Raw genomic sequence first — 23,681 nt, 5'->3', positions numbered from 1 at the left:
GCTGGAAGAAGTTGCAACCACATGGCTGAGCAAGGCGGGAGTCCGATTGGCACTGCTTCGCCTTGATGAAGTAGACCCTCTGGTTTCCGGCAACAAGAGTTATAAGCTGACGGCTTACCTCCAGCAGGCGCATATCGAACAGGCTTCAGGGTTGATTAGCCTCGGTGGCTCGCACTCTAATCATCTGCATGCACTTGCAGCTACCGGACAACGGCTCGGCTTGAAAACTGTAGGGCTCCTGAGAGGCGAGCCGCAGGATACGCCAACAGTTGATGACCTGCGCAAATGGAAAATGGAGTTGCACTGGTTGGGTTACGGAGGTTATCGGGCCCGACGCGATGACGAGTTCTGGGGTGAATGGCTGGCACGTTATCCAGGCTATTTGCCAATTCCCGAAGGGGGCGGCGGCTCGCTGGGCATGCAGGGGTGTATACCTCTGGTTGCTTATATCAGAACGCAGCTAAACACGATTGGTTGGTCTGATTATGATGCGCTGTGGGTGGCTGCCGGGACGGGCACGACGCTGGCCGGTCTGGCTGTAGGAGAGTCTGGCAGACATCCTGTTATCGGGACGCTCTCTGTCCCGCTGCGCTACAACGTTCCCGAGCAGGTCGCGCGTTGGCTGCGCGAGGCGGGTCAATCTGATGCTGATGTCCGTTGGCTCGATGCGAGCCTGGGAGGATTTGCACGTATTGATGCCGCATTGGCCAACTTTATGGCCTCGTTCGAGGCCGAAACACAAATACCGCTTGAACCACTTTATACAGGCAAGCTATTGCTGGCGCTTCGCGATGCGGTTGAAGCAGGAGACATTTCAGCCGGACAACGCATCATAGCCCTGCATACGGGCGGATTACAGGGGCGTCGGGCCATGCAGAACAACCTGTCAAAGCTGTTGAAGTAATAGATCAGTGTTTGGCCTTCTCCGGTATAAAAGGCCATGTTTCAGGTACCCAGAATAAACGGCGATCTTCCTGCCCGTCTTTGTCAAAGTGCACAAGCAGCCGGGGCCAGTAAGGCTCGACGTTGAAGTCGAATGGAGCATGTCCATCACCCAGGTGTGCAGGTGCAAGCCAACGCTGCTTGGGAAGTAGTTTCCATACGGTTTCCTCTTCGGGTTTCGCTTTACCAAAAGGTTGCCAAAGACCCCGCAGATGGTTTGGGGAGCAGCTGGGAAACGGTGTGGCACCCGAGGGTGGGTAAAAGAGATAACCGCCCATCCATAGCCAGGACTGGATAGACGCGATATCGAGCGTTTTAAACAGAACGCGTGCTTCCGATGATTGCGATAGGGGCAACTGCCGTTTCAGGAAATGACTTAGCTTGCGTTCGAGTCGATCTTCGCCTCCCGGCCCCAGCCATTCCGGTGATTGCGGAAGGCCTGTTGCCAGATAATATTTAACTGCTACTTCAAGATGATGAACGCCTTCATCATCGCGGATCAGGAGATCAAGTTCACCCAGCGTATGAGTCGCCGTACGGAGCGGCAGATTGGCCCCTAGTAACTCAACCCCAGGGGCATGGGTGAGAACAAATTGCCAGAGTAATTCGTAGTACCGTCCAAGGCGACGGTCGCTTCCCTGGGTAAGCCAGCCTGTCAGCATTGCAGGATTTCGATCAAGTTCATGGAGCCAGGCGGCTAATTTGCCAGGGTTTGCTGTCCAATCGCTTGCAGCCAAGGGATGACGTTGTTCGGCTCGGTCCAGGATGGGGGGAGAGATGATTACCCAGGCCAGATCACGCACCGCGGGATGGCGAAGCGTATAAGGCAGTACGGCCAGTGCTTGGAATGGATTGCTCATTACTCAAGCATACGCCGAGTTGGACAAGGGCGTACGGTTTGCTGTGCCTTGCCGCTTGCCCGCATAATTTATCGACATTCCTGCCATAGAAGGGCTACGGCCGCGTATGGACTCTTTTCAGAAAATCGGCATTATCGGCCGTCTGGGCAGCACTCAAGTGCTGGATACCATTCGCCGGCTCAAAACATTCTTATTGGCGCGGCGCCTGCATGTGATCCTGGAAGATATCATCGCCGAGGTCATGCCCGGTCACGGTCTGGAAACCTGCTCGCGTAAAACCATGGGCGAGATCTGCGATCTGGTTATTGTGGTAGGAGGCGACGGCAGTCTGCTGGGGGCGGCACGTGTACTGGCGCGCCCGCGTGTACCTGTTCTGGGTATCAACCGTGGCAATCTGGGTTTTCTGACCGATATTCGCCCGGATGAGCTTGAGACCAAGGTAGCCGAGGTGCTTGAGGGGCAGTATATCGTCGAGACACGTTTTCTTCTGGATGCTTTTGTCTGCCGTGAGGGAGAAACGATTGGTCAGGCCGATGCTCTGAATGATGTTGTCCTGCATCCGGGCAAATCGACCCGCATGATCGAGTTTGCCCTGCATATCGATGGCAAGTTCGTCTGCGCTCAGAAGGCCGATGGGCTTATCGTCGCGACACCCACAGGCTCGACAGCCTACTCGCTGTCAGCCGGAGGGCCCATCATGCATCCCAAACTGGATGCGATTGTCATCGTGCCGATGTACCCACATACCTTGTCCAGCCGCCCCATTGTAGTCAGTGGCGACAGCGAGCTGAAAATCGTGGTCTCGCCGAACATGCAGATCTATCCGCAGGTCTCATGTGATGGACAGAATCATCTTAATTGCGCGCCTGGTGACGTCGTAACCATCCAGAAAAAGCCGCACAAACTGCGACTCATCCACCCACTGGATCATAACTATTACGAGGTTTGCCGGACGAAGCTCGGCTGGAGCAGCCGTCTGGGGAATGATTGATGCTTGACCCTGATCGTGGCTATGACCTGATAGGCGATATTCACGGCTGCGCTCATGTGCTTGAACGTTTGCTGGACCAAATGGGCTATCGCCGACACAACGGTGTCTGGCAGCATCCGCGAAGGATGGCGCTCTTTCTAGGGGACATCCTTGATCGTGGGCCTCATGTGCGAGAGTCGCTGCACTGCATTCGTGACATGGTGGAGGCAGGCCAGGCAATGTGCCTGCTGGGTAACCATGAAATCAATGCCTTGAGCTGGCACACGCCGGCGCCGCCAGAAAGTCACAAGCGATACGTTCGTGAGCATACCTCTCGTTACGAGCGGGTGATCCAGACGACCTTGGTGCAGTTCGATCACCATTCTGCGGAGTGGAATGACTTTCTCACATGGCTGTATGAGTTGCCCTTGTATATCGATGCCGGACGTTTCAGGCTGGTACATGCCTATTGGGATTCGTCCCTGATTGCTGCCATTGATGAGGTCTATCCGGGTGGGTATATCGATGAGCGATTCATTCAGCAGTCGGCCATTCCGGGGAGCCTGGCTAATCGCGCCTGCTCTCGGCTGCTCAATGGCGTTTCCCTGCCGCTGCCCAACGGCATGAAAATGACGGGGCGTGATGGCTTCACACGCGGTCGGTTCCGAACCAAATTCTGGGAGGAAGACCCGCAGACATACGGCGATATTGTCTTTCAGCCAGATGGTTTGCCGGATGATGTGGCCTGCGAGCGGCTAAGTGAAACCGAGAAGTCCAGCCTGATGTGTTATGGCATCGATGAGCCGCTGCTGTTTGTAGGGCATTACTGGCTCGACGGTCATCCTGAACCGATACGGCCTAATCTCGCCTGTCTGGATTACAGTGCCGTGAACAACGGAAAGCTGGTGGCGTATCGGCTGGATGAGGAGCATCGTCTGGATCCAAAGAAATTCGTCTGGGTCGATGTGCCGTTAACAGGAGGTGCGGAATGAATGCACAGCCTGCGTTACGTGTAGGGCTCGAAACGGACCTGCTAGGGTTTACGCAACTACTCCGTCGTCTGCATATTCCTCACCGGGTGACTGAAGAGCGTGATGCACAAGTGGTGTGGGTTAATGATCCGGGACTGGTAGACGAGGTGCGTAACCTGTATGCACGCTATCCGCAGGGGGACGCGGCCGGTGAGATCTCTGATGTTCGGCCTGCTGTAACTCGGCCTGGCTTCAAGGAGCAGCTACGGGCAAGTCCTGTAACTGCAGGCGTCCTGATCATCACACTGGTCGTGGCTGCGATTACCTTGTTGGGCGATCGTTATGAGGCTGTTCGCTGGCTTACCTTTCTGGACTTTCGGCTTTACGATACGTACATCGAGTTCTATCCCATCTCCTATACCCTTGAACAAAATCAGTGGTGGCGGTTTGTTTCACCCATGTTTCTGCATTTTGGCGTTTTGCATCTGGCCATGAATTCCCTGTGGTATTGGGAGCTGGGGCGCCGCATTGAGTTTCGTCAAAAGGGGTGGATGCTATTGGCGTTAACCGTCCTCTTTTCACTGGCAGCCAACCTTGTGCAGTACTGGTGGAGTGGCCCGGCACTGTTTGGCGGATTGTCAGGTGTGCTCTATGGCCTGCTGGGCCATTGCTGGTTATTCCAGCTGTTGGCACCCACCCCGGCGTATCGAATGCCAAAGGGCGTTGTCATCATGATGCTTGCCTGGCTGGGTATATGCCTGACCGGCGCCATTGATGTGCTTGGCTTTGGTGCCATTGCTAATGGCGCTCATGTAGGAGGTCTGCTGGCCGGCTGTGTAACGGGCGTTCTGGGTGGCCTGATTGCCAGGACGCGCCGCTAGACTGGACGAGTGCATCTGACGTTTCGTGGGCAGAGCTGCAAGGCTACACTATGCCGCTGAAAAGGAGCCCTAGATGACCGAATCCCGTTTACGCACTCTTCGTGACTATATCCGTTGGGCGGTGAGCCGCTTCCACGCCGAAGGGCTTTATTTTGGCCATGGCACCGACAATGCGTGGGATGAAGCCAGGCAGCTGGTGTTAGGCGCCTTGCATCTGCCTTGGGAAATGTCTGACAGCTACCTGGATTGTCGGTTGGAAGATGATGAACGCTACGACTTGAGCGTCCTGCTTCACCGACGGATTCAGGAGCGCATTCCGACGGCTTATCTGTTAGGCGAAGCCTGGTTTTGTGGGCTGCCGTTTATGGTTGATGAGCGTGTGTTGGTGCCAAGGTCACCGATTGCCGAATTGATCGATGCCCGCTTTGCGCCTTGGCTACCCCATGAGCCTGCTCGAATCCTGGACCTCTGTACCGGCTCGGGATGCATTGGTATTGCCTGTGCTTATGCGTTCCCTAATGCAGAAGTCGCGTTGGCCGATCTCTCCTTTGATGCATTGGAGGTCGCCTGGCAGAACATAGAGCGGCATGACCTTGAAGACCGGGTTTATACCGTGCAGGGGGATGGGTTTGCTGGATTGCCAGGGCAGCGTTTCGACCTGATCGTGTCAAATCCACCTTATGTGGACGCAGAAGATTTTGCCGATATGCCGGCTGAATATCACCACGAGCCGGAAATGGGCCTTGCCTGTGGCTCAGACGGGCTGGATCTGGTGCGCCGAATGTTGGCTGAAGCCGCGGATCACCTCACTGACACCGGCACGTTGATCGTTGAGGTGGGCAATAGTCAGGTACACGTCGAAGCGCTTTATCCTGAAGTCGACTTTACGTGGCTCGAGTTCGAGCGGGGCGGTCACGGGGTCTTTCTGCTGTCTGCCAAGCAGTGCCAGGAGCATCAATCGCTGTTCCAGAGCCGCCTCTAGTAGGCGGCTCGAATACCTAAGCTGCCTGCGTCTTCTCGACCAGGCGCTCCAAAAACATGAGCAGGGCGACTTCCTCTTCGCGAAGTCCCTTGCGTTTGCGCGGCTTGGGTAGCGAGCCGAGTTCGCCAGCTATAAATGCATCCATGACGCCCGGGTGGATATAACACTTGCGGCATACTGCTGGTGTGTTGCCCAGCATACTGGATACTTGCTTGACCATCTCCTGAAGGTGCTTTTTGGCTTCAGTTTGAGTTTCGTAGCGCAGTGACTTGAGCGTAGAAAGAGCCAAGGCGCTGCCTGCCCAGGTGCGGTAATCCTTGGCAGTAAAATCGGCACCACTGAGTTCGTGCAGGTAGGCGTTTACGTCTGACGAAGTGACTGTATGCCGATCGCCATCTTCATCCAGATACTGAAACAAGTGTTGGCCGGGTAGCTCAAGGCAGCGCTTGACAGTACGTGCAAGCCTTGGATCTGTCAGCTTGATGTTGTGCTCGACGCCGCTTTTGCCGCGGAAGTGAAAGCGAATCGTATTGCCGGTAACGTCTGCATGTCGGTTACGCAGGGTTGTCAGGCCGTACGATTTATTGCTTTTGGCATATTGCTGATTGCCTACGCGAATCAAGGTGGCGTCCAGCAGGCTGATAACGGTCGCCATGACCTTTTCCCGGTTCAGCTTGCGTTGCGCCAGATGCTCTTCTATCCGCTTGCGCAGTTTGGGAAGGGCATTGCCGAACTCCAGCATCCGTTCGTATTTGTCAGTGTCTCTGATTTCGCGCCAACGTGGGTGATATCGATATTGCTTGCGTCCTCGGGCGTCCCGCCCCGTTGCCTGTAAATGGCCACAAGGATCGGCACAGATCCAGACATCCGTATAGGCGGGTGGAATGGCCAGTTTGTTGATGCGGTCAATTTCAGCCTGATCGCGAATACGTTCGCCTTGGGCATCCAGGTAGATAAATTTCCCGCGCAGCTTTTTTCGCCGCAGGCCCGGCTGCGTGTCATCCACATAGTGAAGGTCCGAGGGTAGCGGGGGGCACAGGGCTGTACCGGTATCGTCGCGCTCGTCTCCAGGGGCGGGCAGCGTACCCTCGGCGGTCGGGGGAATAAATGAGGCACTCTCTGACATGAAAACACCGGCTGTGGACTGCTTTCTATGAAGACCGCAGGGCTAGTAGCCGGTTCGTCGCTCTAGACGAGAGGCAATATCTGATCCTTTAACCGACCGCTTTCGGCAAGCTCCAAAAACTCATCACCTAGCCGCTGGCTTTCCGCCATGGCTGTATACCAGTGACGTTGCCGTGTGGCAGGGTCGGTTGCATAACGGGTGAAATCCTTGCGGTCGGGAAGCTTTCGACCAGGTAGCCGCTCAAGGTAAGACCGTGAGGGTGCCAGTAGCACCACATTTCGCAGGTTATGTGTATTGGCCTTGCGCCAGAAGATGCTCTTGTCGAACCACCCAGGAATGATGCGATCGATAAAATGTGGATAGAGCACAATGTCATTCCCGCGATAGGGAAGATCCAGATGGTAATCGAGCAGTCCCCCGTCACGGTAAGTACCGGAGCCAAAGCCAGGGATATCTGTTACGCCCTCCATGACCAGTGGAATGGAGCCTGACGCCAGCAACGACTGGCGAAGGTTGTCGGGGCGAAGCGCATGGTACTGCGTTGGGAAATCATTCAGTTCATCCAGCGGCGGCGCCTGGCGCAAATCATGGGCCACGATACGGCTGAAATGGCGAATCAGACGAGACCGTGCTATCAGGTTGTCGCGGATCACAGCGCCCAGGCCAAGGCTTAATGTTCGGCGCTGGTCACTGGCCAGAGGGCCCAATGCCTGAACAATCATGATGTTCAGGCGATAGCCTGGTGCGGTCAGAATCGCCTCGTCACGCCCTCCCAGCAGTTCATCCAGCATGCTTTCGCAAATCTGACTGATCTGCCTGATTCCAATACCTTTGGGAAAATGCGATCCGGTATAGAGGTCGCCCAGCCGGCGTAATGAGTCTGCCGGATCCGGTAGGCAGACACATGCGGAGCGCCAGGCCCCAATGGATGCGCCAACCAATGCGCGCACCCGTGGTGAGCGAGGCAGCCATTCACCAAACAGCGCGATGTCTAGCCCTTGCAAGCCTAGTGCTTTCGGGCCGCCTGCTGCGCCTGGGATAATACCTACGTCTGCGGGTGACAGGCCCTGTTGGCGAATATTCGCCAGCGCCTGCGTGCCCGCGCGGATAACGAGGGAAGGAGATTTGATGTGAATAGCTGTCATGAGGACTCCATACGGACAGCCAGTATACAAACGCACCGCCGCAATGCGAGCAGGTATGGCATTGATTGCGAAAGACCGTTGGGCTGACCATGTAGTTCCAAAATGAGATTAAGGCTGAATTAAGGCTGCCTCGTTAAGGTGAACTCACTGAATAACCCGTGAGGACATACACATGAAAGCACTGACTACATTGATTGCCGCTGCCAGCCTGACCGCCCTGGCCGGTGCGGCCCAAGCCCGCGACCTGGGACCTGACGAAGCGCTCAAGCTGCGTGATGCAGGTACCATCAAATCCTTCGACGTATTGAACAAGGCGGCTATCGCCAAGCATCCTGGCTCGACGACTCACGACACTGAGCTGGAAGAAGAATATGGACGCTATATCTATCAGGTTGAGTTACGTGACCAGAAAGGTGTGACATGGGATCTGGAACTCGATGCCGCAACGGGCGAAGTGCTCAAGGATGTACAGGACGATTGAGCCTGGGTAGCAGCATGATGAAAGGCCTGCTGGTATTGACATTGCTGTCAGCCAGCGGGCTTTCAATCGCTCGCGACCTTGACCAGGATGAGGCGTTGCGGCTTCGTCAGGAAGGAAGAATTCGTCCTCTTGAGCAGCTTATCAACCAGGCTTATGCGCGCTATCCAAAGGCAACATTGCTGGAGGCGGAGCTTGAGGAGGAAGATGGTGTTTATGTCTATGAGATCGAGTTTCTGGTAGACAAGGGCGTTGTGCGCGAGCTGGAAATCAGCGCCACTGACGGTACGATTTTGAAGGACGAGGTAGACGACTGATGCGTCTGTTGTTGGTAGAGGACAGTGTTCCCCTGGCGGATGAGTTAATGGCTAGCCTGACACGACAAGGCTATGCCGTAGACTGGCTGGCTGATGGCCGTGATGCGGCATACCAGGGGGCAGTCGAACCTTATGACCTTATCGTACTTGATCTGGGACTGCCGGGGCGTTCTGGGCTGGATGTGCTCAGAGAGTGGCGCACGCAGGGACTTTCTACGCCGGTACTGATTCTGACGGCGCGCAGTGGTTGGGCCGAGCGTATCGATGGGCTCAAGGCTGGCGCCGATGATTACCTGACCAAGCCGTTCCACCCTGAAGAGCTTTCCTTGCGGATTCAAGGATTATTGCGGCGTGCCCGCGGGCTGGTGAATCAGCCGACATTGCAGGCTTCCGGTCTGAGCCTGGATGAGTCACGGCAATGTGTTAATCGCGGGGATGAAAGCATCGAGCTGACCGCCGCAGAGTTCAGGCTGCTGCGGTATTTCATGTTGCATGCAGGGCAGATCCTGTCCAAAAGTCATTTGGGTGAACATCTCTACGACGGTGAAAGCGAGCGTGACTCCAACGTCATCGAGGTGCACGTGAACCATCTCAGGCGTAAATTGGGGCGCGATATTATCGAGACACGGCGAGGACAGGGCTACCGCTTCGGGAAATCTGCATGAAGTCCATTCAGCAGCGATTGGGCATTGGCTTGGCCTCCGCTCTGCTGATATCCGGACTTTTATTGATACTGGGCGCACGCTGGCTGGTTGATACGGCGCTACGGGATTATCTGGGAAGCGGACTTCAGACAGAGAGCGAAAACCTCCTGGTGGCTATTGCGCGGGGGCCAAACGGGCTGCAGCTGGATGAGCAGCGCCTTAATCCCGCCTATCAACGGCCATTTTCCGGGCGTTATTTCGAGATCGACATAGGAGAACCTCGCTGGCGCTCCCGGTCGCTATGGGATCATGTGCTTGAGAGACCTACGCACGTAGGGCTGACCGGACATCTCGTCAATGGCCCCGAAGATCAGCGCCTCCTGGTCTATCGCGCGGATTATCAGCGGTTGGGGCAAAAGCTCAGCATTGTCGTTGCACAGGATTACAACCCGCTCCTGACCAGTTTCAGTCGAATGCTACGTATAGGTGCCGGTATTGGGCTGGTTGCGTTAATCGTAATCCTTTTTCTACAACGGATTACGGTAAGGCGCGCCTTAAAGCCACTTGAACGGGTCCGGCAACAAGTGGCTCAACTGCAACAGGGGCAGCGCAGCCAGCTGGATACGCAGGTTCCCCAAGAGCTTGAGCTGCTGGTGGAGCAGATCAATCATCTGCTGCGTCATACCGAGGATAATCTCAAGCGTGCCCGCCATGGCATCGGTAATCTGGGGCATGCGCTAAAAACGCCTCTGGCCGTGCTGGTAAGTCTTGCGGAGCGGCAAGAACTGAGTGCGCATCCTGAACTGCAGAGCATCCTGCGCGATCAGCTTGAGCAGATCCAGCAGCGTCTTGAGCGGGAGCTGCGCCGTGCTCGACTGGCCGGTGACCAGCTTCCCGGCGTCTATCTGGACTGCGAGGCTGAATTGCCTTCGCTCTGCGCCATGCTCAAGCAGATCCATGACAACGACCTGACGATCTCCTGTCATGTGCCTTCCGGTTTGAAACTGCCCTGGGATCGCGAAGACCTGCTTGAATTGCTGGGTACGCTGTTGGATAACGCCTGTAAATGGGCGAGCAGCCAGGTAGAGCTGACGGTACTGAAGAAAGATGCCTGTTATGAGATCAGTATTGATGATGATGGGCCAGGTATCGCGCCTGAATCCAGGCAGGATATTCTCGAGCGAGGCGCGCGTCTGGATGAGCGAGTCATGGGACATGGCTTGGGCCTTGGTATTGCGCGTGATATTGTGGACAGTTGCGCAGGTACGCTCAGCCTGGAAAGCAGTTCCCTGGGCGGGCTGAAAGTTTTGGTCCGGCTGCCGCTCCGAGCCTCCCGATCTGCTCCCGGTGATTGAGACCATACGGATAGAGCACTATCGATCGACCTTCATTTTCGTTTCGCTTGGCCGAAAACCTACTTAGATAACAACCTAAGAGGTCTCAGTGATGAGTTTAAAAGCTAAGGTGCTCCTGCTGGCGCTCCTACCTGTTGTAATTACTACCCTGATCATCAGCGGTATTTCCTATGTGATGCTGAGCAATAAAGCCGAGCGCGATATACAGACAACGCGTGATCGCTTGATGGAGCAAAGCAACGTAACCCTGAAGAATTACGTGCAGGTTGCCCTGACAGCGGTCAAGCCGCTCTACGATGCTTCAGCCGACGGTGATCAGGCGGCCCGCGCCGAGGCAATCAGGATTTTATCTGGCATCACCTATGGCAAAGATGGCTATATGTTTGGCTATGACTCAAATGTCATCCGCCTTTTCAAGGGAAACGACGCTGAAGGCATAGGCAAGAGCTTTCGTGATAACAAGGATCCGAACGGCGTTTACCTGAACCAGGAACTGGTCCGGGCAGGCAAGGATGGCACTCATTATGTCCGCTATTCCTCTACATTGCCTGGCAAAACTACCTTGGTTCCCAAGTTGAGCTATACCGAGTACCTGCCCAAGTGGGACATGGTCCTGGGCTCTGCCATCAACCTGGATGGCGTTGAGGAGCGGCTGGGCAAGATCGAGGCCGATGTACGTGCGCAGACCTTGACTCAGCTGTTCTCCATCATCGGCGTCTCGCTAGTAGTGCTGGTCATCATCGCCATTGCGGCTCATCTATTTGCCATGCGAGTGTTGCGTCCGCTTGAGCTCATGCGTGCAAACCTTGATGACATTGCTGATGGCGAAGGCGATCTGACACGTCGACTGCCGGTGCAGAGTAACGACGAGTTGGGCCGGCTTGCTGGCTCGTTCAATCGATTCGTTGGCAAGATTCATGGAACCGTACAGCAAGTAATCGACATCACTCAGCAGCTCACCGGTTTGCTGGATGAGGTGGCTGCCCAGGCTCGTCGTACCGAGCAGGCCATGCAGCGCCAGCGTAGCGAAACCGATCAGGTTGCCACGGCTATCAACGAGATGTCCGCAGCGGCTCATGAAGTAGCGCAAAGTGCCCAGCAAGCGGCAGAAGCTGCCCGTGAGACCGATGAGCAAGGGCGTGTAGCCAAGCGTGTGGTTGAGGGTAGTGTGGCAGGCATCCATTCTCTGGTCGATGAAGTGCGTGACAGCGGCATGTCGCTCGACAGTCTGCAGCAGGACGTACAGTCTATTGTCAGCGTACTGGATGTTATCCGTTCCATTGCCGAGCAAACCAACCTGCTGGCCTTGAACGCTGCTATCGAGGCGGCTCGGGCTGGTGAGGCGGGTCGTGGTTTTGCGGTCGTGGCCGACGAAGTTCGTGCCCTGGCAAGCCGTACTCAGCAGAGTACCCAGGAGATCCAGGGAATGATCGATCGCCTGCAACAGGGTACGCAAAAGGCGGTTGAGTCGATGCGTCGCTCTGGTGCGGCAGGTGAAAGTACGACTGTCCAGGCCAGTCAGGCAGGCGCCTCGCTCGATACCATCAGCCAGCTGATCGGTACGATTAATGCCATGAACGCCCAGATAGCCAGTGCAGCCGAAGAGCAGACGGCGGTCTCCGAGGAAATCAACCGTAGCGTCCACGAGATTGCTGGCGCGGTTGAAACCATGACGGCAGGGGCTGAGCAGAGTGCGACCACTACCCAGGGGCTAGTCTCGCTAGGGGATCGCCTCCACGGCCTAGTCAAGCAGTTCCGCGTTTAAATCGACATTCCTGAGGGCTCTGGCTGAGCCCTCAGGAACAAGTGCGTGGTATCCAGTGTTCTAACCAAAAGCGACGCTCGTTGCTCTTGAATGGACTTTGGAACCCTGATGAAAAGCACGCGACTTGAAAATAGAACATTTATCTTTCTTCTGATTATTGTCTCGATCGCATTTGCCTGGATTCTGTTGCCCTATTACGGCGCGGTATTTTGGGGAGCGATCCTGGCGATTATTTTCGCCCCTATGCAGCGCTGGTTTCTCAGGCGCTACAACAATCGTAAAAACCTTGCCGCGCTGAGCAGCTTGGGTGTTTGTTTACTCATCGTGATTCTGCCGGTCACAGCGATTAGTATTTCTCTTGTTCAGGAAGGCAGTGCGCTGTATCAGCGAATCAACAGCGGCCAGCTGAATTTCGGCGAATATTTTCAACACATGTGGCAGGCACTACCGAACGGTATCAAAAGTGTACTGCACCGATTCGATATCACTGACCCAGAAAGTATTCGCGAGCGCCTGACGCAAAGCGTTGCCCAAGGTAGTCAGGCATTGGCAAGCAGGGCCTTGTTGGTAGGGCAGGGGACGTTTCAGTTAGTCATCAGCTTTGGCATCATGCTGTACCTGCTGTTTTTCCTGCTTCGAGACGGGCAATACCTCGTAGGGCTGATCCGCAAAGCCATTCCCTTGAGCGAGATTCACAAGCGCAGCCTGCTACGCAAGTTCACGGCCGTTATCCGGGCCACTGTCAAAGGCAACATTATCGTGGCCGTTGTTCAGGGTGCGTTGGGTGGATTTATCCTGGGAGTACTCGGTGTTGAGGCTGCTGTTCTCTGGGGCGTAATAATGGCGTTCCTGTCGTTGTTGCCGGCAGTAGGCGCTGGGCTGATCTGGGGGCCGGTTGCGGTTTACTTCCTGCTGACAGGCTCGATATGGCAAGGGGTTGTATTGATTCTGTTCGGCGTTATCGTCATCGGCCTGGTAGATAACATTCTGCGCCCTATCTTGGTAGGCAAGGACACCAAGCTACCCGACTACGTGGTACTGATTTCCACACTAGGCGGAATGGCACTGTTTGGTCTCAACGGGTTCGTCATTGGCCCATTGGTGGCGGCGCTCTTCATGTCGGTATGGGACCTCTTCATGCACCGTGAAGAGGAATAAAAAGTTCAGGCAATAAAAAAGCCCCATCACTGGGGCTTTTTTATGAGAGACCCTTACAGGCCTGTATGTTGAAGCACTTGCAACAAGGGCTGCGGGTAAACACCCAACAGCAGCGTCAGGGCTGCAATGGCGATAAGCATGATACCGCCGGCACGCTCACCCCAGTTCATGGGTGCATCGTGACGGCTCAGACCTGGTTGTACCAGATACATCGTTACCATGACACGCAGGTAATAGAACAGGCCGATGGCGCTACCAATAACGACCGCCGCGGTCTGCCACCACAGATGGGACTCGACACCCACCGTAATAATGTAGAACTTGCCGATAAAGCCCGCCGTCAGCGGAATACCTGCAAGCGACAGCATCATCACTGTTAGAACGGCGGTCAGATACGGGCGTCTCCAGAACAGTCCGCGGTACTCAAACAGCGCATCGGCATCACGTGTGCCATTGCTTGGGCTGGACATAAGCACGATCACGCCAAAGGCTCCCAGGCTGGTAACGACATAAGTCGCCAAGTACACCCCAATCGCCTCTACCGCAATACCATTGCTGGCAGCGAGGGCTACGAGCAGGTATCCAAAGTGTGAGATGGAAGAGTAGCCCAGCAGACGCTTGAGGTTGCTTTGCATCAGGGCCAAGAGGTTGCCGACCAGAATGGAGATGATGGCGATGAAAGCGATCAGGTTATGCAGCCATGTATCGTTCAGCGCAGCGGGCATGGTCTGGAACAGACGAACCACGACAGCGAAAACGGCAACCTTGCTCGCAGTAGCCAGATAAGCGCCCACCGGTGCCGGTGCGCCTTCATAGACATCTGGCGTCCACAAATGGAAGGGTACCAGCGACAGTTTGAAGCCCAGACCTACGATCATCATGCCGATACCGAGTTCCAGCAGCAGGCCGGCCGAGGCTTGCTGAGTCAGCTGCGCACCGATTCCGCTAAAGCTCAGGGTGCCGGACTGTGCATACAGCAGGGCCATGCCAAACAGCAGAATGGCCGAGCCGGCAGCAGATAGCACCAGATACTTCATGCCAGCCTCAAGGGAGCGGCGATTGAAGTAGGAATAGGCCACCAGGCCATACACCGGTACGGACAGCAGCTCGAGGCCAATGAACAGCGAAGCCAGATGCTGCGAGCTTACCAACACGATACCGCCCGTACAGGACAGTAAAAGCAGTAGGTAAAGCTCCTCACGGTTGCTGGAGTATCCCTCCATGTAAGCATGCGACAGCGTCATGCATGCCAACGTGGTAATCAGGATCAGTGCGGTATAGAAGTAGGTGTAGCCATCCATGCGCATGAGGCTGGTGACGTCGATATCGACGACCCGCATCGAGTACACAATGGACAGCAGGGCCAGGTTCAATCCGATTACCGACAGTGTCGGAATCACGGTGTGGTTGCGCCGCCAGGCTATCGCCAGCATCACCACGACGGCGGTCAGACCGGTGATGAGGAGCGGCAGAAGTGCGATGAGATGTTCCGTTGTAAAGGTCATGGCGCTACTACCGGGCAGAAACAATGGAAGAGAAAGCTGTACCCAGCCACTGGTGTACACCACTCATGCTGGCTGCCGACGTATCCAGAATGGGCTGCGGATAAACACCCAGGAGGATCAGCAGACCGACCAGAAGCAGTACCATGGACAGCTCGCGTGCATTGAGCCCCGGCAATTCCCCTTCAGACTTCGCAGGACCGAAGTACGCACGGTGGATCATGATCAATGAGTACACCGAAGCCGCAACCAGACCGAATGTAGCTATCACAACGGTCAGCGGCACCATTGGGAACGCACCCATTAGAATCAGGAACTCGCCTACGAAGTTACCGGTACCCGGCAGGCCCAGAGACGCCGAAGCGAAGAACAGGCTGAGGGCCGGCAGGTAGGGGAGGCGACCCCAGAGTCCACCCATCTCACGCATGTCGCGTGTATGCAGACGCTCATAGAGCTGACCGCACAGAATGAACAAGCCTGCTGCCGAAAGACCATGGGCGATCATCTGTACCACGACACCCTGCAGTGCATGCTGGCTGCCGGAGTAGATACCGATTAAGACGAAGCCCATGTGCGAAACGCTGGAGTAGGCCACAAGACGCTTGATGTCAGTCTGTGCGAAGGACAGGAACGCACCGTAGAAGATTCCGATGATCCCGAGCCACATGGCAATGGGCGCAAACTCGGCCGAGGCATTGGGAAACAGCGGTACGGCAAAGCGCAGAAGACCGTAAGCGGCTGTTTTCAATAGAATACCGGCAAGGTCTACGGAACCGGCTGTTGGTGCCTGTGCGTGTGCATCGGGAAGCCAGGAGTGAACCGGCACGGCAGGCAGCTTCACGGCAAAGGCAATGAAGAAGCCCAGCATCAGCAGGTATTCAGTCGTTGGATCCATCTGCGTTTTCAGCAGGTCTTCATATTCAAAGGTCAGCACACCAGTTGCGCTGTAGTGCACCAGCACTAGGGCCACGATGGCCACCAGCATGATCAAGCCGCTGGCCTGGGTGAAAATGAAGAACTTGGTAGCAGCGGTAATTCGGCTCTTCTTGCCGTCGGCGGAGCTATGACCCCAGAGTGCGATGAGGAAATACATCGGCACCAGCATCATCTCCCAGAAGAAGAAGAACAGGAACAGGTCGACAGCCAGGAACACACCAACCACACCACCTAGAATCCATAGCAGGTTCAGGTGGAAGAAGCCAACATGCTTCTGGATCTCGCGCCAAGAGCAGACAACAGCCAAAAGACCCAACAGACCAGTCAGCAACACCATAAGCAGCGATAGGCCGTCCATGGCGAAGTGCAGGCTGATACCAAAGCGTTCAATCCAGGGATACTGGAATTCAACGGTCCAGTTCTGCTCGCTACCCGGAGCGGGGGCCAAGCTGAAGTCACCGTGCCACCAGACCCATAGGCCAAGCACCAGCTCCAATAGCATGGTTAATAAAGCAATCCAGCGTGGCAGGAGATTGCCGGAGCGATCTCCCAGCCAGCACAGCAGACCGCCTATGAAGGGGATCAGGATTAGCCAAGGCAGAATCATGACGGGCTCAATTCCTTTCGTAGATTCAAGTCAGGCCAGAAGCAGTGCGGCCAGAAGCAGCACTGCACCACCCACGATGGAGGCAGCATACCAACGCAGGCGGCCGTTCTCTGTAAGGCTCAGCGTGAGGTTACCGGCACGCGCGAGGATCGGGACAATCAGGATCGCCTTGTCGATCGGATCGCTACGCAGCAGTCGGGTAATCGCCAGGTAAGGCTTCACGAAGATCCAGTTGTAGAGCCAGTCGAAGCCCCAGGCGTGATACCACCAGGTACCAAAGAATCGACCCGGAGCACTCTTGGCAAGTGCACTGACAAAGCGACGCTTGCCCAGGAAGAGCAGGGCCGCCAACAGGATGCCGGCCAATGCAATGGCGCCTGAGGCAATTTCCAGACTGTGCTTGGCTTCGCCACCTGCATGGCCAGCCGACTGAGGCAGTACACCCGACAGCGGTGGTGTGATCCAGGCGCCGATAAAGGTGGACAATACGATCAGTACGATTAGTGGCAAGTGATGTGCGATCCCATGACCACCATGGGCCTCAGTCTTGGCTTCACCGTGGAACACGATAAAGATCAGGCGGAAGGTGTAGATCGAGGTCAGGAAGGCACCTACCAGGCCTGCAATCAGCAGATTCTGATGACCGCTGGCAAAGGCTTCCCAGAGGATCTCGTCTTTTGAGTAGAAGCCAGCCGTAATCAGCGGTAGCGCTGCCAGCGCTGAACCACCAACCAGGAAGCTTGCATAGGCCAGCGGAATTTTTTTCCACAGACCGCCCATCTTGAAGATGTTCTGCTCGTGATGGCAGGCCAGGATGACCGAGCCGGATGCAAGGAACAGAAGCGCCTTGAAGAACGCATGGGTCATCAGGTGGAAGATCGCACCGCTCCAGGCGCCTACACCCAGGGCTAGGAACATGTAGCCGATCTGACTCATGGTGGAGTAAGCAAGGATACGCTTGATGTCGGTCTGTACCAGTGCTGCAAAGCCTGCCAGAACCAGCGTAACCGCACCCACGATACCCACTAGATGCAAAATCGAAGGCGTCAGCTCGAACAATCCATGACAACGGGCGATCAGGTATACGCCGGCAGTCACCATGGTCGCTGCGTGGATCAGCGCCGATACTGGGGTCGGGCCTGCCATCGCATCGGCCAGCCAGGTTTGCAAAGGCAGCTGGGCAGATTTACCTACCGCACCACCCAGCAGCATCAGCGTAGCCAGCATCAGCAGTGGATCGTTCATCGTGAACACATCTGGCGCACGAGCCAGCAGTTCCTGGATATCCAGCGTGCCCAGTGTCATGAACAGGATGAACAGACCGAAGGCCATGAACACGTCACCCACGCGGGTCACGATAAAGGCCTTGAGTGCTGCATTACCGTTGGCACGCTCGCTGTAGTAGAACCCGATCAGCAGGTAACTGCACAGGCCTACACCTTCCCAACCAAAGTAGAGGAAGAGCAGGTTATCGCCCAGTACCAGGAACAACATGCTTGCCACGAACAGGTTGGTATAGGCAAAAAAGCGTGCATAGCCTGCTTCACCGCGCATGTACCAGGAGGCAAACAGGTGAATCAGAAAGCCTACACCGGTGACCACACACAGCATGGTTACCGAGAGACCATCCAGGTACAACGCGATGTTGGGTGCAAAGCCATCAACGGTCATCCAGTTCCACAGCACCTGGGTGACAGCGCCGGAAGGCGGCGGGCTGGACAGGAACTGCCAGCTAACCAAGGCGGCTGTAAGCGCAGATAGCCCGATCGAGCCTACTCCAATCAGGGCAGACAGGTTTTCGGACCAGCGGCTACGGGAAAACGCCAGCAGCACAAACCCGATAAGGGGAAAGACGAAGGTAAGAGGTAACAGGTTCATCCGCGCATCTCGCTGGCAGCATCGACATCGAGGGTTTGGAAACGGCGATACAGTTGCAGCAGGATCGCCAGGCCAATACTCGCCTCGGCAGCAGCAAGGCTCAGTACCAGAATGAACATCACCTGACCATCCGGTTGCCCCCAACGGCTGCCACCGACCACAAAAGCCAGGGCGGAAGCATTCATCATGATTTCCAGACTCATCAATATGAACAGGATGTTGCGCCGTACCATCAGGCCAACCAGACCCAGGGCGAACAACGCGCCGGCAAGTGCCAGACCATGTTCCAGAGGTATCGCATTCATAGGTCCATTCCTTAACGAGTTACTCGCCGACGCCTTTGACGTCTTGTTGCCGGCCTAGGTGATAGGCCGCAACCAGCGCAGCCAGGAGCAGCATCGACGCCAGTTCGACCGCTAGCAGATAGGGGCCGAACAGGCTGATACCAACCGCTTTTGCATCAACCGTGGTATGACCGATACTTGCACCGCCGGGCATTCTGCCCAGCACCAGCAGCAACTCGACCAGCAACGCGATGGAAAGAATCGAAGGGCCAACCCAGATGCCAGGCGTTAACCACTTGCGTTCCTGCTCAACCACGGCAGGGCCGAGGTTGAGCATCATCACGACGAATACGAACAGCACCATGATGGCGCCAGCGTATACGATGACCTCAAGCGCACCGGCGAATGGAGCGCCAAGGCTGAAGAAGGTCATCGAGACCGCTAGCAGCGAGATGATGAGGTAGAGCAGGGCATGTACCGGATTACGGTTGGTAATCACCCTGAACGTGGCCAGTACGGCGACACCGGCAGCGAAATAGAAAGCAAATTCCATCTTTCCGTCCTTACGGCAGCAGGCTCTTGACGTTGATTGGCTCGGCCTCGTTCTTCGCAGCACCCTTAGGTTTGCCCGCAATGGACATACCGGCGACGCGATAGAAGTTGTAGTCCGGGTACTTGCCGGGTCCGGAGATGAGCAGATGCTCCTTCTCGTACACCAGGTTCTGACGCTCGTACTCGCACATCTCAAAGTCCGGTGTCAGCTGGATAGCGGTGGTAGGACAAGCCTCTTCACACATGCCGCAGAAAATGCAGCGGGAGAAGTTGATACGGAAGAACTCCGGATACCAGCGACCGTCTTCTGCTTCGGTTTTCTGCAGGGAAATACAGCCTACCGGGCACGCTACCGCACACAGGTTGCACGCCACGCAGCGCTCCTGCCCATCGGGATCACGGGTCAGGACAATCCGGCCTCGATAACGAGGCGGCAGATAAACCGGCTCCTCGGGGTACTGCAGGGTGTCGCGCTTTCTAAAGGCATGGGAAAAGATCATCAGCACGCTTCGTAGCTGAGTCCATGTGCCATGCACGACATTGACTATTTCTTTGAACATGGCGGCTCTCCTCAGTGAACCACGGCCGGGGTGGCGTTATACAAAACCACCGCACCGGTAACGAGCAGATTGATCAGGGTCAGCGGCAGACACACCTTCCAGCTGAACGCCATCACCTGGTCATAGCGCGGACGTGGGATAGACGCACGCAGCAAAATGAACAGCATGATGAAGAATGCAGTCTTCAGGGCGAACCAGATGAAGGGTGGCAACAGCGGACCATGCCAGCCACCAAAGAACAGCGTGACGAGCAGGGCAGACACCAGCACGATGCCAATGTATTCGCCTACGAAGAACATGCCCCACTTCATGCCGGCATATTCAACGTGGTAACCATCTGCCAGCTCCTGTTCTGCCTCCGGCTGGTCAAAGGGGTGGCGGTGAGTCACCGCAACGCCTGCGATCAGGAAGGTACAAAAGCCGAAAAACTGAGGGATGATGAACCACAAGCCCTGATGCTGCGCTTCAACAATATCTCGCATGTTGAAAGAGCCGGTCACCGCGACGACGCCCATGAGCGAAAGCCCCATGAACACCTCGTAGGAGACGGTTTGGGCTGAAGCGCGCATGCTACCCAGCAAGGCGAACTTATTGTTGCTAGACCAGCCTGCGAACAGCACTGCATAGACTGCAAGGCCAGCCATCGCAAAGAAGAACAGAAGACCAATGTTCAGGTCCGCCACACCCCAGGTAGGTGTGATCGGTACCACGGCAAACGCGATCAGCAAGGCGCTCATCGCAATGACGGGTGCCAGCATGAACGTCGTCTTGTCCGCGAACGGTGGCGTCCAGTCTTCCTTGAAGAACATCTTGATCATGTCGGCGCCCAGCTGGAAGGCACCGAAAGGACCGACACGGTTTGGCCCGTGACGATCCTGCCAAAGGCCAAGCAGACGGCGCTCGACCCAGCTAAGCAGCGCGCCGCAGATAACGACGGCCAACAGGATCACGATGGCCTTCACGACGGCCAGGATAATGGCGATGACGGAAGGGGTTAACCAACTCATTGCGCAGCCTCCTGGACGCGATCGATGGTAAGACCCGCCAGGCGGGCTGGGATGCCTTCAAACCCCACCGGCAAGCCGATCAAGCCAGCAGCCAGACCAGGTTTGACCATCAGCGGCAGGCTCAGCGCCTGACCAGCAACCGTAACGCTGACCTTGGCACCAGGATTGACGCCCAGACGGTCTGCATCAGCTTTTGCAAGCGCGACGTAAACTTCGGGGATACGCTCCTGGAAAGTCTCCGAGCGAGCCGAGGTCTCTTCACTGCCGAACAAATGATGGATCGGTACGGCTTTCCACTGGTTCGCCTGAGCGGAATAGGCTGCCGGAATGGCGTTGAACCAGCTCAGGCGATCGCCAGAAGACTCAATCAGACGAATACCAGGATCGCCCGCACGCAGATGTCCGCCTACCTCGTCCTGGAACTTGTTCCAGGCTTGCGGCGAGTTCCAGCCAGGAGACCAGGCAAATGCGATCTGCTGACGGGGTTCGGCGCTGCCGTAATAGCCTTCCATGGAGAAGGCGAAGGCAGAGTCTATATCCTGTGGCGTACGCGGCTCGTGAACGCTGATATTGGCGCGCATTGCGGTACGACCGCTGTAACGGTGAGGCTCACGGGAAAGCTTCTGGCCCTTGATACGGAACGATGCGCTGGGCGCTGCATCCCGAATGCCAGCCAGGCTCGGATGGCTTGCTGCACACGCCTCGGTAACCTGGTCCAGCTGCGTCCAGTCCACGGCCTTGCCCTGCAAGGTGCTGTGCAGTGCATGTAGCCAACGCCAGCCTTCACGAATCAGGCTGCTCGGATCGTAATAAGTAGGCTCGTACACCTGGAAGAAACGCTGGGCACGGCCCTCCTGGCTTACCAGGGTGCCATCACCTTCCGCAAAGCTTGCGGCTGGCAGGATCAGGTCGGCACGCTCTGCCGTAGCTGTACGCTGATGGTCCAGTACGATCAACGTTTTGGCTGCCTTGAGTGCTTCTTCTACGCGTGCAGAGTCGGCGCGACGGAACAGGTCGTTTTCCAGCACGACCAGCGCGTCGGCTTTACCCGCTGTCAGCGCGTCGAACGCATCATCTACCGACTCGCCGCCAAAAATGGCCAGGCCCATGCTGTTGGCTTCGGGAACGACAAGGCTCAGCGAGCCGTTCTTTTCCTTCAGCGCCAGTGCCTTGGCAATGTTGGCAGCAGCCTCGATCAGCGCGCGTGATCCCAGTGAAGTACCCGAGATAATGAGCGGACGCTTGGCATTGAGCAGGGTGTCGGCCACCAACTTGACCTGCTGCGCTACTTCATCGCTCAGACCTTCTACTGCCGGAGCGGAAGCGTCGAGAGCGTTGGCCAGTGCAAAGCCGAAGCGAGCCAGATCTTCCGGCGCACCGTGGATAGTCTGCGCAGCGATGTCATCCAGACGTGTCTCAGCCAGGCTGGCCAGAAACACGGGGTTTTTGCTGGATTGCCCGATGGTCTGGACAGCCGCCTTGTGCCACTCAGGAATACGAGCTGCCGCTGCAATATCGGTTGCCTTGCCTTTGGCTGCCTGACGGACTGCCAGGGCGACACGGGCTGCGGTCTGGGTCAGGTCTTCGCCTAGCACCAGCACAGCGTCATGGTGCTCGATGTCGCGGATGGTGGGTACAGGAAGAGGGCTGTTACGCAAGACATCCAATACAAGGCGGACATGTTCAAGCTCATGCTTGGCCATGCCGCTGTAATAGTTTTCTGCACCTACCAGTTCACGTAGTGCATAGTTGCTTTCCAGGCTAGCACGGGGAGAGCCGATACCGATTACCCTACGCCCACGCAATAGCTCGGCAGCCTTATCCAGTGCAGCATCTACCCCTGCGTTGAGCGAGCCGTTACGCAGCAGCGCCTGGCGAGGGCGATCCTTGCGGTTCACATAGCCATACCCGAAGCGGCCACGGTCGCACAGGAAATAATGGTTAACCGAGCCGTTGTAACGGTTCTCGATACGACGAAGCTCGCCATAGCGCTCACCGGGGCTGATGTTGCAACCAGACGAGCAGCCATGACAGATGCTTGGTGCAAACTGCATGTCCCACTTGCGGTTGTAGCGCTCGGAGTGGGTCTTGTCGGTAAAGACGCCGGTTGGGCAGACTTCGGTCAGGTTTCCAGAAAACTCGCTTTCCAGCGTGCCTTCCTCGACGCGGCCAAAATACACATTGTCGTGGGCGCCATAAACGCCCAGATCAGTGCCGCCCGCGTAATCCTTGTAATAGCGCACGCAGCGGTAGCAGGCGATACAGCGGTTCATCTCATGGGAAATGAACGGGCCCAGGTCCTGGTTCTGGTGGGTGCGCTTGGTGAAGCGATAACGGCGCTTGTTATGACCTGTCATCACGGTCATGTCTTGCAAGTGGCAATGACCGCCTTCCTCACAAACCGGGCAGTCGTGCGGATGGTTGGTCATCAGCCATTCAATGACACTACTGCGGAAGTCTTTGGCTTCCTGGTCATCAATGGATATATAGGTCTTGTCCGTCGAAGGCGTCATGCAGGACATGACGAGGCGACCACGGGTGTCGTTCTCATCAGCAAACTGCTTGACCGCACACTGTCGGCAGGCACCGACGCTACCGAGCGCCGGGTGCCAGCAGAAATAGGGAATATCGAGACCGAGGGACAGGCAAGCCTCCAGGAGGTTGTCCGCACCGTCGACTTCGTACTCTTTGCCGTCTACGTGGATAGTGGCCATGGTTCTTCAGTCTTCGTTTGCCGGGGGACCTGGACAGGCTTTAGCCT

The 23,681-nt window shown here is 56.3% G+C and carries 22 protein-coding genes and 1 pseudogene; 12 read left to right on the top strand and 11 right to left on the bottom strand.

Going from position 1 to position 23,681, the window contains the following annotated elements; all coding sequences use genetic code 11:
• The first annotated feature begins 1 nt into the window (after position 1).
• A complete protein-coding gene (locus tag PLU01S_RS20215; RefSeq protein WP_074824390.1) occupies positions 2–904 on the top strand; it encodes a 1-aminocyclopropane-1-carboxylate deaminase/D-cysteine desulfhydrase in 903 nt (300 codons plus the stop codon).
• Positions 905–908: 4 nt separating this feature from the next.
• Here the strand turns inward: PLU01S_RS20215 and PLU01S_RS20210 are convergent, their stop codons facing one another.
• Positions 909–1,802: a DUF1853 family protein gene (locus PLU01S_RS20210; RefSeq protein WP_074823875.1), complete on the bottom strand. Its 894-nt coding sequence runs from the start codon at positions 1,800–1,802 to the stop codon at positions 909–911.
• Between the two features lie 106 nt (positions 1,803–1,908).
• Between PLU01S_RS20210 and PLU01S_RS20205 the strand changes: the two genes are divergently transcribed.
• The 4 genes from PLU01S_RS20205 to prmB all read left to right on the top strand — a co-directional run bounded on the left by PLU01S_RS20205 (position 1,909) and on the right by prmB (position 5,606).
• Complete coding sequence (locus PLU01S_RS20205) at positions 1,909–2,793, top strand: NAD(+) kinase (RefSeq protein ID WP_019365775.1); 885 nt, start codon at positions 1,909–1,911, stop codon at positions 2,791–2,793.
• Positions 2,793–3,764 (top strand): metallophosphoesterase, encoded by a 972-nt coding sequence (locus PLU01S_RS20200; protein WP_074823878.1) that lies wholly within the window; start codon positions 2,793–2,795, stop codon positions 3,762–3,764. The genes PLU01S_RS20205 and PLU01S_RS20200 overlap by 1 nt, the downstream gene beginning before the upstream one ends.
• The gene (locus PLU01S_RS20195; protein WP_074823882.1) at positions 3,761–4,624 is read left to right on the top strand and encodes a rhomboid family intramembrane serine protease; all 864 of its coding nucleotides are present in this window, start codon (positions 3,761–3,763) and stop codon (positions 4,622–4,624) included. The genes PLU01S_RS20200 and PLU01S_RS20195 overlap by 4 nt, the downstream gene beginning before the upstream one ends.
• A 73-nt stretch (positions 4,625–4,697) precedes the next feature.
• Positions 4,698–5,606 carry a 50S ribosomal protein L3 N(5)-glutamine methyltransferase gene (gene prmB / locus PLU01S_RS20190; RefSeq protein ID WP_074823886.1) on the top strand — a complete coding sequence of 303 codons (909 nt, stop codon included), beginning with the start codon at positions 4,698–4,700 and terminating at the stop codon, positions 5,604–5,606.
• A gap of 16 nt (positions 5,607–5,622) precedes the next feature.
• Here the strand turns inward: prmB and PLU01S_RS20185 are convergent, their stop codons facing one another.
• Both PLU01S_RS20185 and PLU01S_RS20180 read right to left on the bottom strand, forming a co-directional pair.
• The gene (locus PLU01S_RS20185) at positions 5,623–6,732 is read right to left on the bottom strand and encodes a DNA topoisomerase IB (protein WP_074823889.1); all 1,110 of its coding nucleotides are present in this window, start codon (positions 6,730–6,732) and stop codon (positions 5,623–5,625) included.
• Positions 6,733–6,794: 62 nt separating this feature from the next.
• A complete protein-coding gene (locus PLU01S_RS20180; RefSeq protein ID WP_074823891.1) occupies positions 6,795–7,877 on the bottom strand; it encodes a patatin-like phospholipase domain-containing protein in 1,083 nt (360 codons plus the stop codon).
• Between the two features lie 172 nt (positions 7,878–8,049).
• Here PLU01S_RS20180 and PLU01S_RS20175 point away from each other — a divergent pair, with 172 nt between their 5' ends.
• From PLU01S_RS20175 to PLU01S_RS20150, 7 genes and pseudogenes are all read left to right on the top strand, one after another.
• Positions 8,050–8,358, top strand: a complete 309-nt coding sequence (locus PLU01S_RS20175; protein WP_019365781.1) for a PepSY domain-containing protein — start codon at positions 8,050–8,052, stop codon at positions 8,356–8,358.
• A 14-nt stretch (positions 8,359–8,372) separates the two neighbouring features.
• On the top strand, positions 8,373–8,672 hold the full coding sequence (locus PLU01S_RS20170) for a PepSY domain-containing protein (RefSeq protein WP_374940317.1): 300 nt from the start codon (positions 8,373–8,375) through the stop codon (positions 8,670–8,672).
• Entirely contained in the window at positions 8,672–9,337 is a 666-nt protein-coding gene (locus PLU01S_RS20165; protein ID WP_010794918.1) for a response regulator transcription factor, read from the top strand. The genes PLU01S_RS20170 and PLU01S_RS20165 overlap by 1 nt, the downstream gene beginning before the upstream one ends.
• Entirely contained in the window at positions 9,334–10,671 is a 1,338-nt protein-coding gene (locus PLU01S_RS20160; RefSeq protein ID WP_074823894.1) for a sensor histidine kinase, read from the top strand. Before PLU01S_RS20165 ends, PLU01S_RS20160 begins: the two co-directional genes overlap by 4 nt.
• A 91-nt stretch (positions 10,672–10,762) precedes the next feature.
• A pseudogene (locus PLU01S_RS26705) lies at positions 10,763–11,578 on the top strand (cache domain-containing protein); the annotation flags it as partial.
• A 102-nt stretch (positions 11,579–11,680) separates the two neighbouring features.
• Entirely contained in the window at positions 11,681–12,436 is a 756-nt protein-coding gene (locus tag PLU01S_RS26700) for a methyl-accepting chemotaxis protein (protein WP_372238912.1), read from the top strand.
• A 108-nt stretch (positions 12,437–12,544) separates the two neighbouring features.
• Positions 12,545–13,594: an AI-2E family transporter gene (locus tag PLU01S_RS20150; protein WP_010794915.1), complete on the top strand. Its 1,050-nt coding sequence runs from the start codon at positions 12,545–12,547 to the stop codon at positions 13,592–13,594.
• 53 nt (positions 13,595–13,647) lie between these two features.
• Here PLU01S_RS20150 and nuoN read toward each other — a convergent pair whose 3' ends face one another.
• From nuoN to nuoG, 8 genes are read right to left on the bottom strand one after another with little or no spacing between them, the layout of a single operon-like run.
• Positions 13,648–15,099 carry an NADH-quinone oxidoreductase subunit NuoN gene (nuoN, locus tag PLU01S_RS20145; RefSeq protein ID WP_010794914.1) on the bottom strand — a complete coding sequence of 484 codons (1,452 nt, stop codon included), beginning with the start codon at positions 15,097–15,099 and terminating at the stop codon, positions 13,648–13,650.
• Between the two features lie 7 nt (positions 15,100–15,106).
• On the bottom strand, positions 15,107–16,639 hold the full coding sequence (gene nuoM, locus PLU01S_RS20140) for an NADH-quinone oxidoreductase subunit M (protein WP_010794913.1): 1,533 nt from the start codon (positions 16,637–16,639) through the stop codon (positions 15,107–15,109).
• A 30-nt stretch (positions 16,640–16,669) separates the two neighbouring features.
• Entirely contained in the window at positions 16,670–18,517 is a 1,848-nt protein-coding gene (nuoL, locus tag PLU01S_RS20135; protein WP_074823901.1) for an NADH-quinone oxidoreductase subunit L, read from the bottom strand.
• Positions 18,514–18,822 carry an NADH-quinone oxidoreductase subunit NuoK gene (nuoK, locus tag PLU01S_RS20130; protein ID WP_010794911.1) on the bottom strand — a complete coding sequence of 103 codons (309 nt, stop codon included), beginning with the start codon at positions 18,820–18,822 and terminating at the stop codon, positions 18,514–18,516. The genes nuoL and nuoK overlap by 4 nt, the downstream gene beginning before the upstream one ends.
• Before the next feature lie 19 nt (positions 18,823–18,841).
• Positions 18,842–19,354: an NADH-quinone oxidoreductase subunit J gene (nuoJ, locus tag PLU01S_RS20125; RefSeq protein WP_010794910.1), complete on the bottom strand. Its 513-nt coding sequence runs from the start codon at positions 19,352–19,354 to the stop codon at positions 18,842–18,844.
• Positions 19,355–19,364: 10 nt separating this feature from the next.
• On the bottom strand, positions 19,365–19,913 hold the full coding sequence (nuoI, locus tag PLU01S_RS20120; RefSeq protein ID WP_010794909.1) for an NADH-quinone oxidoreductase subunit NuoI: 549 nt from the start codon (positions 19,911–19,913) through the stop codon (positions 19,365–19,367).
• A gap of 11 nt (positions 19,914–19,924) precedes the next feature.
• Complete coding sequence (gene nuoH, locus PLU01S_RS20115) at positions 19,925–20,920, bottom strand: NADH-quinone oxidoreductase subunit NuoH (protein WP_074823903.1); 996 nt, start codon at positions 20,918–20,920, stop codon at positions 19,925–19,927.
• Positions 20,917–23,634, bottom strand: coding sequence for an NADH-quinone oxidoreductase subunit NuoG (nuoG, locus tag PLU01S_RS20110; RefSeq protein WP_074823906.1), 2,718 nt, complete (start codon positions 23,632–23,634; stop codon positions 20,917–20,919). Before nuoG ends, nuoH begins: the two co-directional genes overlap by 4 nt.
• Positions 23,635–23,681 lie beyond the last annotated feature (47 nt).

It is taken from the genome of Pseudomonas luteola NBRC 103146, from assembly GCF_002091675.1.
Taxonomy (GTDB): domain Bacteria; phylum Pseudomonadota; class Gammaproteobacteria; order Pseudomonadales; family Pseudomonadaceae; genus Chryseomonas; species Chryseomonas luteola.
Note: the sequence above shows the minus strand (reverse complement) of the source record. Positions and strands in the feature narration are given on the sequence as shown.

Bases quoted from the DNA above. Each gene is read 5' to 3' on its own strand.
- PLU01S_RS20210 (WP_074823875.1), bottom strand. From the start codon at position 1,802: ATGAGCAATCCATTCCAAGCACTGGCCGTACTGCCTTATACGCTTCGC.
- PLU01S_RS20205 (WP_019365775.1), top strand. From the start codon at position 1,909: ATGGACTCTTTTCAGAAAATCGGCATTATCGGCCGTCTGGGCAGCACT.
- PLU01S_RS20200 (WP_074823878.1), top strand. From the start codon at position 2,793: ATGCTTGACCCTGATCGTGGCTATGACCTGATAGGCGATATTCACGGC.
- PLU01S_RS20195 (WP_074823882.1), top strand. From the start codon at position 3,761: ATGAATGCACAGCCTGCGTTACGTGTAGGGCTCGAAACGGACCTGCTA.
- prmB (WP_074823886.1), top strand. From the start codon at position 4,698: ATGACCGAATCCCGTTTACGCACTCTTCGTGACTATATCCGTTGGGCG.
- PLU01S_RS20185 (WP_074823889.1), bottom strand. From the start codon at position 6,732: ATGTCAGAGAGTGCCTCATTTATTCCCCCGACCGCCGAGGGTACGCTG.
- PLU01S_RS20180 (WP_074823891.1), bottom strand. From the start codon at position 7,877: ATGACAGCTATTCACATCAAATCTCCTTCCCTCGTTATCCGCGCGGGC.
- PLU01S_RS20175 (WP_019365781.1), top strand. From the start codon at position 8,050: ATGAAAGCACTGACTACATTGATTGCCGCTGCCAGCCTGACCGCCCTG.
- PLU01S_RS20170 (WP_374940317.1), top strand. From the start codon at position 8,373: ATGATGAAAGGCCTGCTGGTATTGACATTGCTGTCAGCCAGCGGGCTT.
- PLU01S_RS20165 (WP_010794918.1), top strand. From the start codon at position 8,672: ATGCGTCTGTTGTTGGTAGAGGACAGTGTTCCCCTGGCGGATGAGTTA.
- PLU01S_RS20160 (WP_074823894.1), top strand. From the start codon at position 9,334: ATGAAGTCCATTCAGCAGCGATTGGGCATTGGCTTGGCCTCCGCTCTG.
- PLU01S_RS26700 (WP_372238912.1), top strand. From the start codon at position 11,681: ATGCAGCGCCAGCGTAGCGAAACCGATCAGGTTGCCACGGCTATCAAC.
- PLU01S_RS20150 (WP_010794915.1), top strand. From the start codon at position 12,545: ATGAAAAGCACGCGACTTGAAAATAGAACATTTATCTTTCTTCTGATT.
- nuoN (WP_010794914.1), bottom strand. From the start codon at position 15,099: ATGACCTTTACAACGGAACATCTCATCGCACTTCTGCCGCTCCTCATC.
- nuoM (WP_010794913.1), bottom strand. From the start codon at position 16,639: ATGATTCTGCCTTGGCTAATCCTGATCCCCTTCATAGGCGGTCTGCTG.
- nuoL (WP_074823901.1), bottom strand. From the start codon at position 18,517: ATGAACCTGTTACCTCTTACCTTCGTCTTTCCCCTTATCGGGTTTGTG.
- nuoK (WP_010794911.1), bottom strand. From the start codon at position 18,822: ATGAATGCGATACCTCTGGAACATGGTCTGGCACTTGCCGGCGCGTTG.
- nuoJ (WP_010794910.1), bottom strand. From the start codon at position 19,354: ATGGAATTTGCTTTCTATTTCGCTGCCGGTGTCGCCGTACTGGCCACG.
- nuoI (WP_010794909.1), bottom strand. From the start codon at position 19,913: ATGTTCAAAGAAATAGTCAATGTCGTGCATGGCACATGGACTCAGCTA.
- nuoH (WP_074823903.1), bottom strand. From the start codon at position 20,920: ATGAGTTGGTTAACCCCTTCCGTCATCGCCATTATCCTGGCCGTCGTG.
- nuoG (WP_074823906.1), bottom strand. From the start codon at position 23,634: ATGGCCACTATCCACGTAGACGGCAAAGAGTACGAAGTCGACGGTGCG.